General features: G+C 52.3%; 10 protein-coding genes and 1 pseudogene. 4 read left to right on the top strand and 7 right to left on the bottom strand.

Going from position 1 to position 16507, the window contains the following annotated elements; translation table 11 throughout:
- The first annotated feature begins 181 nt into the window (after positions 1 to 181).
- On the top strand, positions 182 to 388 hold the full coding sequence (locus BW940_RS22560) for a site-specific integrase (RefSeq protein WP_394329411.1): 207 nt from the start codon (positions 182 to 184) through the stop codon (positions 386 to 388).
- A 929-nt stretch (positions 389 to 1317) separates the two neighbouring features.
- On the opposite strand, the gene BW940_RS19170 is transcribed toward BW940_RS22560, so the two are convergent.
- Complete coding sequence (locus tag BW940_RS19170) at positions 1318 to 2307, bottom strand: HNH endonuclease (RefSeq protein ID WP_235847861.1); 990 nt, start codon at positions 2305 to 2307, stop codon at positions 1318 to 1320.
- 343 nt (positions 2308 to 2650) lie between these two features.
- Between BW940_RS19170 and BW940_RS21275 the strand changes: the two genes are divergently transcribed.
- Positions 2651 to 3061 carry a hypothetical protein gene (locus BW940_RS21275; RefSeq protein WP_143823956.1) on the top strand — a complete coding sequence of 137 codons (411 nt, stop codon included), beginning with the start codon at positions 2651 to 2653 and terminating at the stop codon, positions 3059 to 3061.
- 162 nt (positions 3062 to 3223) lie between these two features.
- Entirely contained in the window at positions 3224 to 3559 is a 336-nt protein-coding gene (locus BW940_RS22190) for a site-specific integrase (RefSeq protein WP_235847862.1), read from the top strand.
- A 274-nt stretch (positions 3560 to 3833) separates the two neighbouring features.
- Here BW940_RS22190 and BW940_RS22195 read toward each other — a convergent pair whose 3' ends face one another.
- Together BW940_RS22195 and BW940_RS22200 are read right to left on the bottom strand one after the other, a co-directional pair.
- Positions 3834 to 4268 (bottom strand): TRAM domain-containing protein, encoded by a 435-nt coding sequence (locus tag BW940_RS22195; RefSeq protein ID WP_076610788.1) that lies wholly within the window; start codon positions 4266 to 4268, stop codon positions 3834 to 3836.
- Between the two features lie 110 nt (positions 4269 to 4378).
- Positions 4379 to 4632, bottom strand: a pseudogene (locus tag BW940_RS22200) (hypothetical protein); the annotation flags it as partial.
- 320 nt (positions 4633 to 4952) lie between these two features.
- Between BW940_RS22200 and BW940_RS19195 the strand changes: the two are divergent.
- Positions 4953 to 5486, top strand: coding sequence for a hypothetical protein (locus BW940_RS19195; protein ID WP_076610789.1), 534 nt, complete (start codon positions 4953 to 4955; stop codon positions 5484 to 5486).
- Between the two features lie 92 nt (positions 5487 to 5578).
- Here the strand turns inward: BW940_RS19195 and BW940_RS19200 are convergent, their stop codons facing one another.
- The 4 genes from BW940_RS19200 to BW940_RS19215 form a co-directional block, all read right to left on the bottom strand.
- Entirely contained in the window at positions 5579 to 6583 is a 1005-nt protein-coding gene (locus BW940_RS19200) for a hypothetical protein (RefSeq protein ID WP_143823957.1), read from the bottom strand.
- 257 nt (positions 6584 to 6840) lie between these two features.
- Entirely contained in the window at positions 6841 to 10764 is a 3924-nt protein-coding gene (locus BW940_RS19205; protein ID WP_076610791.1) for a helicase-related protein, read from the bottom strand.
- Between the two features lie 596 nt (positions 10765 to 11360).
- Positions 11361 to 13592, bottom strand: coding sequence for a DEAD/DEAH box helicase (locus BW940_RS19210; protein WP_076610792.1), 2232 nt, complete (start codon positions 13590 to 13592; stop codon positions 11361 to 11363).
- Between the two features lie 29 nt (positions 13593 to 13621).
- Positions 13622 to 16507: a DUF1156 domain-containing protein gene (locus BW940_RS19215; RefSeq protein WP_076610793.1), complete on the bottom strand. Its 2886-nt coding sequence runs from the start codon at positions 16505 to 16507 to the stop codon at positions 13622 to 13624.

Consider the following 16507-nt stretch of genomic DNA (forward strand, 5'->3'; position numbering starts at 1 on the left):
TAGAGTGCACATCTTCCGCCTCCTCATTCCTTCCGAAAAGTAACTCCGATAAGCCGCCGCTATCGTGCGGTTTTGCGCCTAACTAAAGACGGATGCGATCAGCAACATACTCGAGATTTCCCAAAACGCTGGGTCGGTAAATAAGCCGACACACCCATCACACACAACCACACTGCGTGAACTGTACGACCGGTATCTCTCTCGAAAAGAGAATCGAAGTTCAGCAACACGAGCTCAATACAGACGGACCATACCGTCGTTTATCGAGTTCGCTGAAGACAATAAAGTGACTACACCTCTGGGGATTTCAACAGAACTGGCCGATAGATACGTCGATACACTCCAGACGCAGCATGATACAGACGCAACGATTCTTACCTATCAGTAGATAGTAGCGCGATTTCTTTATTCAGTCTCGTCCCTGAAACTGAAACAGGTGATTCGGCAACTACATGTGCAAACATATCGATCCGTTGGTCAGTAAAGTGTTTATTATATCACAAGTGGGTTATAATATGAAGCGACGGCGGTTTCTTGGTCTTGCTGCGAGTGGTGGAATTGGTGCTACAGCAGGCTGTATGTTTCCTGCTGGGGATTCATATGCCACGTTGCAGAGTCTCCATTTGATAAACCCTCTTAGCGAGTCTGTAACGGTAGACGTGAGAATAGAACGAGATGACACCGAGGAAGCAGCTTATCTGGAAACCCATGAGATTCTGACGGATCCAGATATGCTTACGCTCGATTGCGTCTGGCCGGATGCACCGTTAACGGTGATGGTCCGACACGTGGATGGTGAACGGAATACTCTCGCTACCTCTGACTATGAAGACTGTTTGGGAATTGTAGCCGAGATACGCAAAGATGGACTGTCATTTGTGACGCACAATTCCGAATGTCCGATTCGTGCCGCAGAGTGTCACACTGCTGTGGCAGAGTAACTGTTCAAGATACGGTAGTACTGGGAGAGTTTTGATCGGTATGTGATTTTCCTGTACTGAACGTTCGACCTTCCGCGTTGATCGCACCTCAGTCGGTGCCACATTCGCGCTGTGTATTCAGCAACCTGTCCTCAAAATCTACGCTGACTGGCAGATTCTTTAGCGATCAATACGCAGGTGTAATGAGCAAGTGATTCACTGATTTCGGTGTGAAACAAACGCAGTCGTCGTGATGCGCTAATTTTCAGAAGTCTTACACGGTGACTTTTGCATGCCAGCGATCTGCCACGCGAAAGTCTGAGAATTTACGCTGATCCTTAGAGAGGATCCGCGTCAAGTCAGTAAGTGCGTGTCCAGAGTAATTGTCTGAGCAGAATCACACCCATTCGAGCGCTGCGTTGTGCTTGGCGACATAGGACGTGTTGATGGCCCCATCCGGTACGGGGAGTTGTTCGCCAGCTCGGTTGAGAATTGTCCGCTGTAACAGGTCGCTCTCCGTGTCGAAATCCGGATTTACCTGTAGTCGATACTTCTGATCGATGGTGAATAGCTCTCGATCGAACGCTGCATGATGCGTTTTACTGAGAGCCAGTACGTTTGAAAGGTCTGCTCGGTGCTCTGGGTAATCTCTCCACGATAAGACGTGTGCAACGTCCAATAGACCTGGATGATCCACACCAGAGACTGGACACGTTTGGTCGAACCTCGCTAATGCAGTGGCTCGGAACTCTGGATCGATGGCTCGTGCTTCAACTGTCGTCTCGTAGGTGCCCGCGGTCATCGGATCTGTCGTATTGGATGCAGCCGATGTAGCAGTCTCTGCCCAAGTTTCAACAGCGGTATCAGTGAACTGTCTTCCCTCGTCAGTGAGCGTATACTGGTCACTGTCTTTCTGGACGAGTTCGAGGCTTCGCAGCCAGTTCACGCGTTGAAGTGCCATATCAGGGTTCTCCGGATTCCAGCCAAGTTCTGGATGTGTATCGAGTTGTTGGCAGCCGATTTCGTCGATTGTCATCGGACCAACTGAGAGCGCATAGAGCAGACTACGGAGGCCGACGTTTCGCCGGCACATGATCTCGAGGAGCGTTTCAGTCGAACAGTCAGCGGCGTATCGATTACCCTCGGAGCCGAGCATCCAGACTCCATTGTTGGCAGTGAGGAATCCGACGTCCTCGAGATAGTCGACGCGGCGCATGATCGAGTTCCGACTCGAGACACGGGCAAAACGCCCGCGATGCCAGCCAACGAGTTCGTCGGTCGTAGGGTGTTGTTCGTCGACGTACTCGAGAATTGCATCGAGTGTCTCGACGTAGCTTGTTGCCCCGCCGAACATTGGGACGATTGAGCGGAGCCGTACTGGGGCCATCGGTAGTTCAGAATGAGTATCTGAATGTTTTGATCTTTTGGGAAGTCCTCTTCAGGGAGCGGAAGTACAACTGAACTATTCATCATAATTTATCAGCGGACAAGGCGAATACCCCGAGGCGATTCACCCCCAGAGATGTGGTGGGTCTGGGCACTCTACTAAAACACACTGACCTACGAACAGGTGGCAGAGTACCGAAAGCAGGAAAGTATGGGCTTATTGGGTTGCGTGTATATTGGATCTAAATCGCTATATTCAGAGATATAGGGGCCCTTGGATGGACTGAATTCAAATTTTGAAATGGGTAAAAGCACATAAGTACTTTCGAAACTCATGTGTGAGTATGGCGCGAGAAATACGGTTCGAACTCAACGACGACCAGTTTGAAGAAATGAGTGAAATCAAAGAAGAACAAGGCAGGACTTGGGCGGGCTTGTTCGTTGCAGGCGTTAGAGAGTTAGAAGGATCTGGCTCTAGCGGCGAACGACTCGACGGGCTGAAACATGATTGGAATAAGGATCAGCGAGTGTTTCCTGAACCTGGAAATGACCGAGTTGGATCTTTCAAAGCCGGTTGGACCAAAGCAGAAAATGGCGAGGAGTTTGGTCCAAGAGCACTCGAAGGACTCTCGTGGCATAATCTTGGGTGGCGGCTCGGAATGATGTTCGATGATACTCCTACTGACTTGAAACAAGAACTCTACCAGTGGTGTGTTGAGCAACAAAAGGAGACGCAGAAGGAAGGAGAGGAGTAGGCCCAGTATCGCTTTTCTCAACATGAAGTCGATACTTCATCTTACTTATTTTAAATGGGTTATTCGATAACCCGATTGCGAATCGGCCGTTGAACGGTATAATTCGGTGAAGTTGGCCCAGGAGAACCAAAGTTACAATCGGATTTACTGTGATACCCGGTTATGGTTCGTGTCGACGACAGCGATGACGTGACGAAGTGCTGGCTTTCTCCCGACGAACTGGACCGGCTGGAGCGAGCTGCTGGAGAGGGCGGATGGGAGCGTGAGGTAGCGATCCAGCCGATGGGCCGGTGTGGGCTCCGAGCGTCGGAAGTGAGTTACCCCGGCGATAGCAACCTGCGGTACTCCGACGACGGAGACATCTGGGTCTTCGAGGTCCAAGGGAAGAACACTAAAGGCGGGTCAAAGAAGACACGCGACGCGTGGATGCCAGACGACGTTGCCGACGACATCCACAAATACAGCCGTGAACGCGGGCTCGATCTATCTGACCCGTAGGTCGACGCCAGCACACCTTCCGTCCGTCGGTGGGTCAAGGAAGCCGCTCACACCATCGCAGAGCAAACCGACAACCCATGTTGGCGGTCAGTCTCGTCGCACGATCTCCGCCGGTCCTGGCGACCTACCAGCTCGTTGAGCGCCAGGTCGATGTTCGGACCATGATGAGCATCGGCGGGTGGTCCGATTGCTCCGCCATTGAGCCGTACCTTGCGGAGCCATCTCAGTACCAGTGGTTTCCTTAGAAGAAAACCGACCTACAAGGTGAAGGCTGTTAGAGCGCTTGCGAGTCACTGTCGATAATACTCGCAAATGCGACGTTCTTCTGAACCTGTTCGATTTCGATGGTAGGCTCGTCACCAGGCTGGGCCCCAGAGACGATCACGACGTAGCCACGTTCGACTTTTGCAATGCCGTCGCCCTGATCGCCGATAGTCTCGATTGTTACATCACGTACTTCGCCTTCATCGACAGGAGGTTCAAGTGGGGCGCGGCTCACTGTCTGCTGAGAGGAAGATTGTTGTGACTCCTGTTGCATCGATGACTCTGTCGAGGAAGGAGACTCAAGAATCGCTACGCGATACGTTTCGTCAGCTGATAACGCTTCATGATCCACTTCACTCGAGGGAACTTCAACAACGTACGTCCCATCTTGCTCTTCGATTGGAGCGCTGAACAGAGAGTGAAGGGTATCTGGAATCTCGACCATTGAGTTTCTAGTACTTAGTACCCACGGGATAAGTAAGTTTAACCCAGAAGGTTGGCGAGTTCGTGAAGGTTCTCTTTGAAGTTGCGGTTGTACTCGTTTGAGGCGGTAATGAACTCGTCGCGACGATTACATTCTTGGCTACACTTTCTGAAGCGCCAGCAATGTGTGCGATACTCGTAGCTATCGGTGAGATTAAGTTCGTATGGTGTGGCTCTGTGCCCGGCAGCCATTCATCGATCGGGACAAGTTCGTGTCCGTTCAATCGGGCGATATCTCCTGAATAGCTTCGATCGCGGTCGCTCATGTACTCGTCTGTCAGTCGATCTCGATGCAAGTCGCTCTGGGATAGTTGGTCTGTACTCATTCGTGGTCTCGAGGCACACGAGTATGCGCCTCACCCTTTCGGGCGCAGAAAAACTGACTTGTCAAGCTTAATCAAGCAGGTAGAAACTGGTCAGCTTGCTAGGGATTGGGTCGGGTTCGCTGCTGGTTCCGCGGCTATCGATTTTCAGTGATTGTCCCATCGCCAATATCCAGATTTTCCCTTAACTCTTCTAAAATATGAGTTTCTCTTGACTTTCGTCCTTCCCTCAGAGCGCCCCCGACAGGCGGCGTGACACCACTGCCATCATAATCCGTAACTTCTGCAGAAAACTGATAGGCTTTCCGAACAGTCCTGTCGGTATGGGTTTCCTTCAATCAATCCTCGGAACGCCTACGCCACCGGAAGAACCGGGCTCGGAACCGACAATCGACCTTCCGGAAAATGAATACGCTGTTGCATATCCCGTATCCGTCTGTCAGACACAGCTCGATGCATTCCAGTCTGTGATCGACGCTGAACGGGAAACACCGCATCTTGACGGCCCCGGTGCAGACCTCGTAAAAGATGCTCTCAACGACACCTGGGAAGAGATGATGCCCGGCGATGAGACGTGGGAAGAGAGCATTGAGGAAACACGGATCCGGGCAGAACGCCTCATCGCGGCGTGGCAGAAGACACACTCTGGTGACCACGACGTGATATTTCTGCCAGTCGGCGTTACTTACCGTCTCAAAGGGTTCCTCGCAACCTGTGAAACCAGATCAGACAACGACGAAGACCCATTCACACTGCCAGACGAATTTGTTGACGCGGTCACACTGCTTCAGACTCTCCAAACGGCAGAAGAGGAGAAAGAACCGGTCTTCGTCCATCAGAAACAAGTCCCGAACTAAATCAACGATTCGGTGAGGTCCTTGACGGGAAACGCTGTGGCACAACACTGCGCTGGAAGCAGCTTTCGGAGTTTTCGGTGGTGTTCTCCCTATTAGAAATCAAAGAGAGTCGTCTGATCCTCGAAATCGTACGGCTCAGTCAAAACCTCTCGGTATGGATCATAATTCCTGCGTGCGTCGTGATTCTCTTCAATCGCACGATCCACAAACCACGCACGGAACCGCTCGTACTCTTCCCATGGCTGTAGATAGTCCTGAATATCAATCGTCTGCAGTTCGCCGAACCGGGCGAAATAGACTCCGACAGTCGTGATATCTGGATACGGCGTATCTGCACTGGAACTATCCACCTCTGCCGCGACGAGCTCTCGATGGACGTCGTTGAGAATATAGTACGCAAGAAGCTGCCGCCAGTACCCGGGTTTGAACGATGGATCTTCCGTAGCCTTCACATCAACTAAGGTCAGGTCGACGATGAAATCACCGTGTCCCTCAAGGATGAACGACCGTTCCCCGAAGTCCGGACTAAGGATCACTGAGTCTCCGAGAAGAGCGTCTTGTTCCCGGAACAAATGAAACAATTCCTGTAACTCCGTCACTACATCACCCTCGAAAGAATTCGCCGTGATCGTCCCCTCCTCAAATCCGACATTGAGATCAAGCCCAGAATACACGAGCGCGGCATCAATTGCGTCGTTCGCGTTCATTCCGGTTTTCCGAAACTGTTCACGTTTCTTCTCCGCCCGTTCGAGCGCGGCGTTTCGTATCTCTCGTTCTTCAGAAGCGGATTCAGATAGTGGTTCCCAGTCAGGTGTGAAGTGAGACCGCGTGTATCCGAGAGCGTGTGTCCAGTCGCGGTCCAACCGGTCCGCATGCGGGTCGTGAACCTCTCCGTGCTGGCTCTCTAGCCAGAACCGGATCAAATAGTCGAATGCCTGCCCGAGAAGCGAGTGTTCATATGAGACGTGTTCAACCTGCAGCTCGGCGTCTACATCACTACCTGGATTCGGATACTCTGTAGAGATCTTGTCTCGTACCGCAGATTTGGAGATGAACTTTGTAACTCCGATACCCATAACGAGCGACTTCTCACGCACATCAGAAATAAATTTCCTGAAGATAATATGGGCGACTCACAGATGGAGTACTTCAACACAGCAATGTCGAACAGTTCTGTATACATGTTAATAGTCAAACAAACCGAGTCGATCGGCTCAGTGAGGCTCACGTAAGAAACCAGACGCAGTGCGTCCGGCCCGGCTCCCCTTAGGACGTATGGCCAAGGCCAAAAGACCAAATTAATCGCTACGGCTCTGCATCGCTGAAGTGGAAATAGAGATGGCTTGGTCCCGATTTAGGATAGATCGGCCTGCCCCCTGTTTGTCAAAAAAGACTCTTTCCAAGTAGTCAGGGAACCCATTGATTCGTCTTCTTCGATAGCACCATCTTCACCAAGCGATGCGAGGTCACCATTTCGCCCCCAACCACAAACAACCGATCGGGTGCTAGACTCGTCACGGTCCTCCGCTCGCTTCGAAAGCCGTGCTGGATTCTCGCTCCGCTCTCGAATCACTTCAATAAGCTGTCTAAGCAACGGATTCCCTGGTGCGAGATAGTGGACCGATGAGAACTCATCGGCACACTCTGCCGAAAAAGTCACGGCAATAGCATCCTCGCCGGAGGAAACGATTTCAGCGAGTGTGTGTTCACCATCAGACTCGGGGACGTTGGGCCCACTGTAAGTGAGGCGGTAGATCGTATCCTCAAAGTCGACAGCATCGGTATATTCACTCTCCATCAGGTCAATCTCGAGCTCGCTAATTGGGGTGAACGTGATCCCTTCCTCTACGAGGGTTTCGTTTCCGACCAACATGGCCTCGAGACCAGACGTTTCGAACGGTTCTGTGTAGCTGTAGTCTGTCTCACCAATATCGATTAGATCTGGATGGGTGTAGGACTGCCAGGCATCAAGCTTCGCCTCGTCGATAATTTCTTGCCGAACAGGGGTCTCTACGGTTTCCAGGGATTCCCCAACATCCACACGATCAGCGTTCTCCTGATCCTCGATTTGCTCGGAAAACTCTCGATCAGCCTTTTCAACCACCTCAGAACCGTTGTCACCTTCGGCCTCGAGGGTCGCGGCTCGAATCTGTTGACTGACACCAGAAAGGACGGGTTGCATCTCTCCGACGACGTTTTCGAAGAGATTGATGCGGTCGTCGAGTCGTTCGTAGATATCTGTCTCGACCGTATCCTCATAGCTGTAGTTTAATATCGTGATCTCGTCGTGTTGCTGGCCGATACGATCAATTCGACCGATACGCTGTTCGACTCGCATCGGATTCCACGGCAGATCGTAATTGATCAGTGCGCCGCATTCCTGTAGGTTCAGACCCTCACTGGCCGAGTCGGTACAGATGAGAATACCGACACGTCCTGAGTCCGTCGAGAACTCCCGCTTTACCCGTTCCTTACCAACTGTCGTCCAGTCATCGGCCTCGGGATCGTACAGCTCACCGCCGCGTCCGGAGTACGTCGCGATCGTCTCACCGTAGATAGACACGAGGCTTTCTCGAATGAAGTCCATCGTATCCGTGTACTGCGTAAAGACGATAGTTCGATTGTGGCCGTCTTTATCCAATTCGTCGAGATCGTCCCTGAGTTGGCTGATTTTCGGATCTTGATCGATTCGTTCGAGTTCACCGACGAACGATTCCAGTTCCTCGATTTCTTCTTCTAAGAGGTGGACCCCTTCGTCTGTGACGTTCGGAACAACTTCCGCAAGATTTTGATCTTCAAGGTCGTCCTCAAGTTCATCCAGCGCGTCGATGTCCTCGAGATCGTATTCAGAGAGCGTTTCGAGAACAACCTGTTCAGAGCCACGAGATTTGCGGTCCGCTGCTCGCTGTTTGCCTTTGAGTACGGCCCGTTGGCTCCGGAGCTTCTGGAGTCGGGCCTGCAGACTCTGCGAAATCGCGTAGACGCTGCTCGTGAGTCGCTGTCGGTATGTGGTCATCACGAACCCGATAGCGCGCGATTCGGCCTCACTCGATTGCTGGGCAAGCTTGTAGAACTTTCGAGTGAAGTCATCAATCCGGTCGTAGACGTGACGCGTCTCATCGGTCAGCTCGATCTTGCACTGCTCAGGATCGCGGTCTGGGACAGTCTCATCGAGTAGGTCGACCTGTTCGTATTTGCGGAGCGTCGGACGAGTGTTGCGATGAATGAGCGCGTCCACTGGCGTCGAAGCAGACAGAACGTCTTGGATAACCTGCCAGCCTGCTTCAGTGAGTTCGTCTAACGCATTGAGCCGGTCGTTCCGCGAAAACATCAGCCATTCCTTATCAGCCTTCCACTCCGGATACAGGAGGTATTTCAACTTCTCGTCCTCCTTCGCGTCGAACGGGTCGATATCGTATTCGTCGATAGCAGCCTCGAATGTCTCGATGTATCCGTCGTAATGCTCACCGTAGTCGCCAGCAAGATCACAGGCTCGGACAACCCGTTGCTTCGCGATGGAACGGGCATGCTGCTCCTCACCCACATCCAGTTCATCGGCGACGGCGTCGAAAACCCGGTCGGAGAGGCTCCGTTCGCCCGGTAGTCGGTCCTGGTAGCGTCCTTCTGTGAGTGTTGCCTGCGCCGACCACGAGTCATCGGTTGGCGTACTATCGGTCCCTAATTCCGACTTGAGCGCCTGTGAGAGTGCCTGTCGAGTTTCGAAGAACTCGGTGAAGTCATCTTTACTGTCCCACTCACCGGGAAGATCGAGCAGCGACATGAGATCGTAAAGCTCGCCAGCGTGGAGCTGCATCGGCGTCGCAGTCAACAGGTAGTACGTCTGGGTGTGCTCACGGAGTTGCTCGAGTAGCGAATAGAAGTTACTCCCTTTCCGAGCGTTGTGGGCTTCGTCGACGATAACGGCGTCCCAGACCCCCTCCCGATTCGCCAACGATCGGCCGCGGCAACTCGCCGGAACGTCGTCGCGTGTCCGGACCTGCTCACCGTTTTTCGGCGCAATCTGTTCCCATCGACCCGACATCCTGGCCGTATGCCAGGACATCACGACGATCGTCGGCCCGTCGATGGTATCGTCAGTTTGACGCTCGTGGAGGAACCGCCAGATAGGGCTGTTGACCCACGCCTGTTCGTGCGAGCCGGGATCGATATCAGAGACAGCTGGCGGTGAGTGTTCGCGACCAAACGCATCGATGAAGGCGTACTCGTAGTTACTGCCCCGATCGTAGCGGAACGCGTTCAGGTTAAACTTCTCCCAGAGCTCCTCCTGCCACTGAATGGTGAGGCTCGCCGGGACAAGCAGCAGTCCCGTCTCGAGTTCGTCGGTGAGACCGAGCCGAGAGAGCGTGAGGCCCGCCTCGATGGTTTTACCGAGTCCAACTTCGTCACAGAGGAGGAAACTATTCGGATAGGTACTGACGAGCGTATCAGAGACGACTCGCTGGTGTGGCCACGGCTCGATCGTACTCGCTTCTTCGGCGAGTGCGAGACCACCAGGGGTGAGGTGACCGTCAGCAACGATATTCGCTTTGTCGCGTTCGGTCGGCGGCGCTTCCCCACGGGCGATCTGGATCGCTTCCTGAAGTTCGGTTTCCGATTCGGGATCTTTCCAGTCGATGAGTTCCTTCTCGATAGCTTTGGGGAGATCGTACACTTCGACGTAGGGGTGTTTGTTCGACCAGAGGCGATCGAACGTCTCAATGTCTCCCTTGGCGTACGATTGCTGTTCCTTGATCCACGAACAGTGGACCTTGAATCGCTCGTAGTTTCGTTTCCAGCCACCGATCGTTTCGTTGACGCTGCCCTCGAAGGAGAGTGCGTTGTCGTCTGCGTCGTGGAAGATTCCCATCTTTGGATGGAAGATCTGCCAGTTGCCTTCGCGTGGGACGGCAACCTTGATCTGAAGTCGACCTTCGCGAAGTAGTCGAGCGAGGAGCGTGAGCTGTGCGTTCAACCGTTCGTCGTCGAGATCGTCGAGTGATTCCTCAAGTTCGTCGGTCAGTGCCTCGAGGACCGGTCGGTCAGTCTCGTACAGTTCGGTTCCAACGATGAGTCGCATTTCGCCGTCGTTCTGGAGAAGTGAATGTATCCCGCGGGAGGCAACTGCGAGGGCGCTGCTAGAAAAATAGCCGGCGATACGGTCGTAACGGATACTTCGTTCGAGTGCAGGAACGTAAAATTCATCAACAAGGTACGGCCCCTCTGATTGAGGTCTGCTTTCGTAGACTGATTCCCAAGTGCGTTCAGCGAGACCGGACATCTATATTTACCTGTTCTTATTCAGGGCACATATCACTTAAGGGTCTATATCATATCTGATTCCGAAACTGTCGGCTCCCAAAACTATTTGACTTTTTAGTATGAATAGGTCCCACATGGCAGGGAATAACCGTGATCGATATGGCTACCGCCATCGCAGTGATTCTGATTACAACGTTGGGGAGTCAAAACCTGGAGATGTTGGAGATAGTAAAGGAACGTTCCACGACCGTGCACGACAGAATGATGCCGTCATTGTAGATGGGAATGTTCGATCGATAGAGTCCCATCAACGGTCTTCGGTGGAGGCGGAAACAAACGAGTCCAGTTCTACGAATAGTACGTCACAAAAGAGTTCCTCACAATCCACCACTGACACGATCTCACAAAAAGAGGCAGATGGAAAAGTAGTGACGCTCAGTGTCGACTCTTCAGGCGGTACCCGTGATACTATAGCGGAATACAAGAATCACCAAGTCCATATCGAAGGGGGGACCCCAGGCAAGTCGATTCGTGTTCGGTTAGAGAGAGGACAAGGATTCTTGATCGGACGTCAGGTTAGTACTCGCGAATAGAGAAGATCAACAGTATTCACATCTACTCTCCGATTGATAACATCCGCTCTTGCGATTGAAGCCGGTCAGCTAGAGACGCGTAGAAGAAAGCACAACTCTCATCAGGTGATCGGTGTGGCGCTACTGTTCCCAGGGTGTCCCAGTTACCGATCAGGACTAAGCGTTTGCGAGCTCGAGTGAGTGCGACGTTCAATCTCCGAGGTCCTTCTTCTGGGAACTCGAGGAAACCGCTGTGTCCCTCTTCATTACTTCGGACGAACGAGATAATAATCGCCTCGCGTTCGCCACCTTGGAACGAATCGATCGTATCGACGTCAACACGGGTAGAATCGTAAATATCGAGCCGGTTGACGTGATCGATTACTTTCCTGACTTGTCCACTGTAGGCTGTAATAACGCCAATGTCACTAGGATCGAGCCCGCTCTGCACCAGCAGTTTCACCTGTTTCGCAACTGCTTCCGCTTCTTCAATGTTATAGAACGAATTTCCGTGAGTCTCTCGTTGCTCATCCCCGTCGATGTCAACTCCCATGATCGGTTTCAGATCGTCGACAGTCCAGTCGCGACATCGATCAGCCGTTTTCAGTTTGCCACCGTAGAACGCATCGTTCGGAAACGCTGCAATCTCCTCATTCATCCGATACTGTTTCCGGAGGAGAACGGAGATATCGTCGCTGTATCGCTCGAGAAGATACTCGAAGAGCGAGATGTGCATCTCCTCATCTTGCATCGACTCATCCGCACAGTACGGCGGGAGTTGTTTGTGGTCTCCAGCGAGAACGAGCTTTTGAGCGCAGTTGAGTACGATCGCTGTCGCGGGCCGGCTCGCCTGCGTCGCCTCGTCAACGACCGCGACGTCAAACTCGTTCTGATCGAAGTGGGATGCCCCACTGGTCGTTGCCGCGATGACATCGGCAGCTTTCAGTGATCGATCGACATAGTTCGCTTCGACGACCGAATTTCGAGTATTGTTCCCAACTCGTGCGATCGAGAGATCCATGTCCGGATCCTGTGCCATCGCGTGAAGCGTATCCTCTTCCGGTGAGCTTCGGGTGCTATCGCCGACCAGTAAGTTATCGACGGCTTGGTTCGAGTGAGCCGTCACCAAAACCGATTGTCCCTTCTCGACGGCGTGGCGAACGTATGCGGTAAGCGTCCGCGTTTTTCCGGTTCCCGGCGGACCGTGGATACAGACTACAGCATTCGCACTGTCTGCCCAGAGGAGTGCTCGATACTGGTAATCGTTGAGCTCTATCTCCGGATCAGGGATTGCATACCTGTCGACGTTAAATTCGACGGGACGCTGTCCGGTCAGGAGTTCGCGTTTCTCATCATTTTTCTTGACTTGGTTGATCGCCGTAAGACGTCGTTCGAAGGGGATCGGATTCAACAGTTCGTGGAACCACAGCTCGACTTCGTCACTGGTCAGGATCTTTTCGGCAACGGCACGGTCACCGACAGAGCTCCAGTCGGGTAGAATAGTGATATTGGGCCCGTCGACGGAGATAATCTTGGCTTCAAGCGGGAACTGCTCGTCGTTCGCATTGGTATCTGCAATACAGAAGTTCCCGCGGAAGAGTCCCTCATCCTCTCGAAGATCGATGTCGTCCTCGTCGTCTTCGTCTTCATCCACCGCAATCTGGAAGACGTACGCCTGCTTACCGTTTTCCCCTGAGGTACCCTTAATAGAGAGAAACGGACCGGAGACGCGATTCCGAGATATTGCCTCGTCGAGACCCAGCTCGGAGTAGGCCTCCCAGTTAGCCTCACGTTCGCTTTCGCGTTCGGTCCGAACGAACCCCCTCAGGTTCCGAAAGAACGCCGCTTGCTCGTCGCTACTCAGCTGATCGGACGGCTGAATCCGCTCGGGTGGCAACTCGGAATCGTCGATCGGCAGCTCTGGCTCCTCCAGATGGGATGGGAGCCAAAACCGAAGCCGCTGACCGATCTCGGTCGTCGCTACCGTCTCGCACGAAGTGGATCGCTTTGACCCAGAAAGACCGAATTCAGGGTCGTACCACCTTATTTGACCAGTACCTGGAGAATAGAAGACGTACTGGTCAACCAGCTCCGGGTCGTTGATCTTGAAAAGGGGAATAATATACCTGTCTACGGAGGGTACTTTGATCCCGGCCAGCTCTTTCGCACGCTCTACGGCTTCTTCGACGTCAACGGGTTCGTAATCGCCGTCGCTAATGTCCGCACTGAACAGGTCCGCGCTCTGGTGTCGCCAGTTATCGAGTAATCCTTGCATTCTGAGGGATTGGCCTGGTAGTCTGTCAGTTAGTGATCTCCGAGCGTCGTCTGCGTCGTTTCATCGCCATCATCTGCGAAGACGTTCGGACTGAAGTCCAGATCGAGCACGTCCCGAGTCCGACCGGCGGCGAGATCGCGTGCAAGTTCCCAGTCGCCGTGATCGTGGGGAAGCACCTGAAGCAACGCCTTGAGGGTCGACTTGAATGTCGAGTCGGTGTCGAAGTTCCGTTCCCGGAGCCAGTCGCAGCAGGCGCTCTCGCCTTGGACATCGTAGACGTGCATCGCGGCGTGGATCTTGTCCAGCGCGAGGCTGAAGGAGAGGTCGTCTGGGTTCACGGGGATGCGACTCGAGCGATCCTCGGGCTTCTCGTTGATGTTCTGGACACGATCGTCGTGGCCGCGAAGCGAGATGTCACCGCGGCTCTTGCGCCAGGTCTTGGTAGAGCGTTTGATCTCGTCGATGTCGACGCCGATCCCGAGCCCAAGCTGGTGGCCCTCGTCGTAGGAGAACGTCTCGGACTCGTGGACGAGCCAGCAGAGAATGTACCACTCGGTGACGTCGTCGAGTTCGTCGATCCCCTCGGCCTCGAGGTATTCGTCGACGAGGACTTGAGTGACAGCCTCGCGGGCTTCCTCGAGGGCACGTCGTGGCGGAACCTCGTTGTCTTCGTCGTCGACGACGGGATATGCATCGGCGAAGACGCGAAGTGTGGGACCGAAAGCGCTGATGATGACGTCGGTTTTAGTGAGGCTCATCCCGGAGTCGATCAAGTCTCGAGCGGCCTCTTTCGCAGCCTTCCGAGTGTCTGCTTTCACGTCACTCCAGAGAGTAGGGAGTCGATCGTTGAGATTACGTTCTCGGTGTGGTTTTCGTCCAGTAAGAAGCAGGGTTGAATCTGCTGATCCACCACCTTGCACATCCATTCGATCAGGCATTTCACTTGTTATCGGATGTGTAGAAGTAACAACGAATCCAGATTTTATTAGAGACATTGTAAGAGTATCCCAAGCATCTGTCTCCTTATGAGTAAACATAACTGTCATCGCTCCTCCCGGCTGAAGGACTCGATATAGCTCGGAGAAAATATCGCTCATCTTTTCTTCGTATGATTTTTTCGCGAGTTCTTTCTTCGAACTCGATTTGTTAGCGATATCTGTAAATCGTGACGGATTCGCAACTGCCTCTTCATCTTTTGCCGTGAGTTCGTTGCGGAAGAGTTCAGGGTGAACGTCATTTAGATATCTCTTTTGCCACACATAAAACATATCTGACAATTCAGAATACATAATACTCGAATAATAAGGTGGATCAATTACAACGGTTTGGACAGAATTGTCATCTTGAGAAAGATCGGCCGCATCACGAGAGGTAACCGTAGCGGGTTCAACATCTATATCATCGAGATAGTCAACGATTTTCTCATACGAGTCAATAATCCGGCTAATCATGTCGATATACCGCCTATTCCCTGATGTGAGGTTATTATCAACGTATAGCCACTGTAGCGTGAAATTCTTTCCAGCAAAAGCATTTTCTGGATATCCTTTACTGACCTTATAAGGAGAGAGTCGAGAATTGTAGTCAATCATCTTACCGGCAGCGAAAGAGAGAATCGTTAACAGAGATTCGCTACGTTCTTTATCATAACGAGTCTGAACCTGTTCTTTGGCTTTTTCGAATGCCTGCCAGTATTCATATTGGCAAACCAACTGACGAGGGCTATAGAAATCTCGCCACTCAGTCAAGCCATATCCGACTGGTTCGGATGTTTTCTCTCCTTTCTTAGGTATCTCTTCCGTTAAGAGGTTGAAAACGTCAATATCATTCTCACACCGCTGCTCAGCCTGTTTTAGTGCTTCTTGGTCTTTCGCTGTTGGAGCCCGGTAAGCGGATTTACCGTTTCTATCAGTATATTTGACCCCGAGAATTTGATGAGTGTACTCCCCGTCCTTGAATCTCTGTTTTACTGTCTCGCTCTCGATTGGATAACCGCAGTTTGGGCATTCTAAATTACCACCTCGAGATCGAGGACCATCTTGAGGATTAAACTCATCTTTCGTCACATCCTCCGGGAGCTGAACTCGCTCTAGCGATAGCTCCCCGCTTTCGTCATAACTAGGTTTTACAGCGACACCCTTACTGGCGGATTTTCGGAGAAGCCACCACTTTGGTGTTGTCGGAACGTCAGCGGTGCAGTCCGGACAGGTAACTGCATACGTCATTGCATAGTGGGAGGGAGTATCTCCACTACCGGCTTCAGGGTAGTATTCCTCCAGTGCATCTGTTGCACTTTCATTGATAAATTCACCCCATTCGGTGAGATCACTCCGGAGGTGACCAACAGAGAGGGGGTATTGCAACATGGCTTTTAGAATGAGAGACGGGACTGAGTTCAGCTCGTTAGCTGCTGTTGGTAACCCATACCGGAGACTCTCGAATGGGATCACTCCACCACCGGCTGTAGGATCCAACACAGTAGGAAGTTCTCCACCCCAGGTTGATTCTAGTTTATCATGTAATTCAGAAAGCTGGTTGGGAGTTGGAGACGATGTAAACGGGCGCTTATATCCGTAGTGGTCTGCAAGTATTCCACTTCGGTCATTTTCAGTTGCCTTCTTTTTCTCTACGTATTCCGCGATATCTCCGTCAATTCCTTCTCTCGGCTCAATTTGCATAAGTCGCAGAAGTTCGTCACTATCAGTCTCTTTCGGAAGTATTGATCCAAGTATAGCGAGACGTGATGCAGGCGTCGGCCGCCGAGCGAACCACGGATGCAGATATCGGTGTGGCGGCATATGTTTTGGATTATCTTCTTTCAGATTTTCAATACCGACAGCTTTCAGCGGCAATTTACCTTCAATAGCGAGCGGTTCCATTGACTTGTCCGTATCCTGAAGTGGTTCTTCACTCAT

Source organism: Natronorubrum thiooxidans (assembly GCF_900156475.1).
Classification (GTDB): Archaea; Halobacteriota; Halobacteria; order Halobacteriales; family Natrialbaceae; genus Natronorubrum; species Natronorubrum thiooxidans.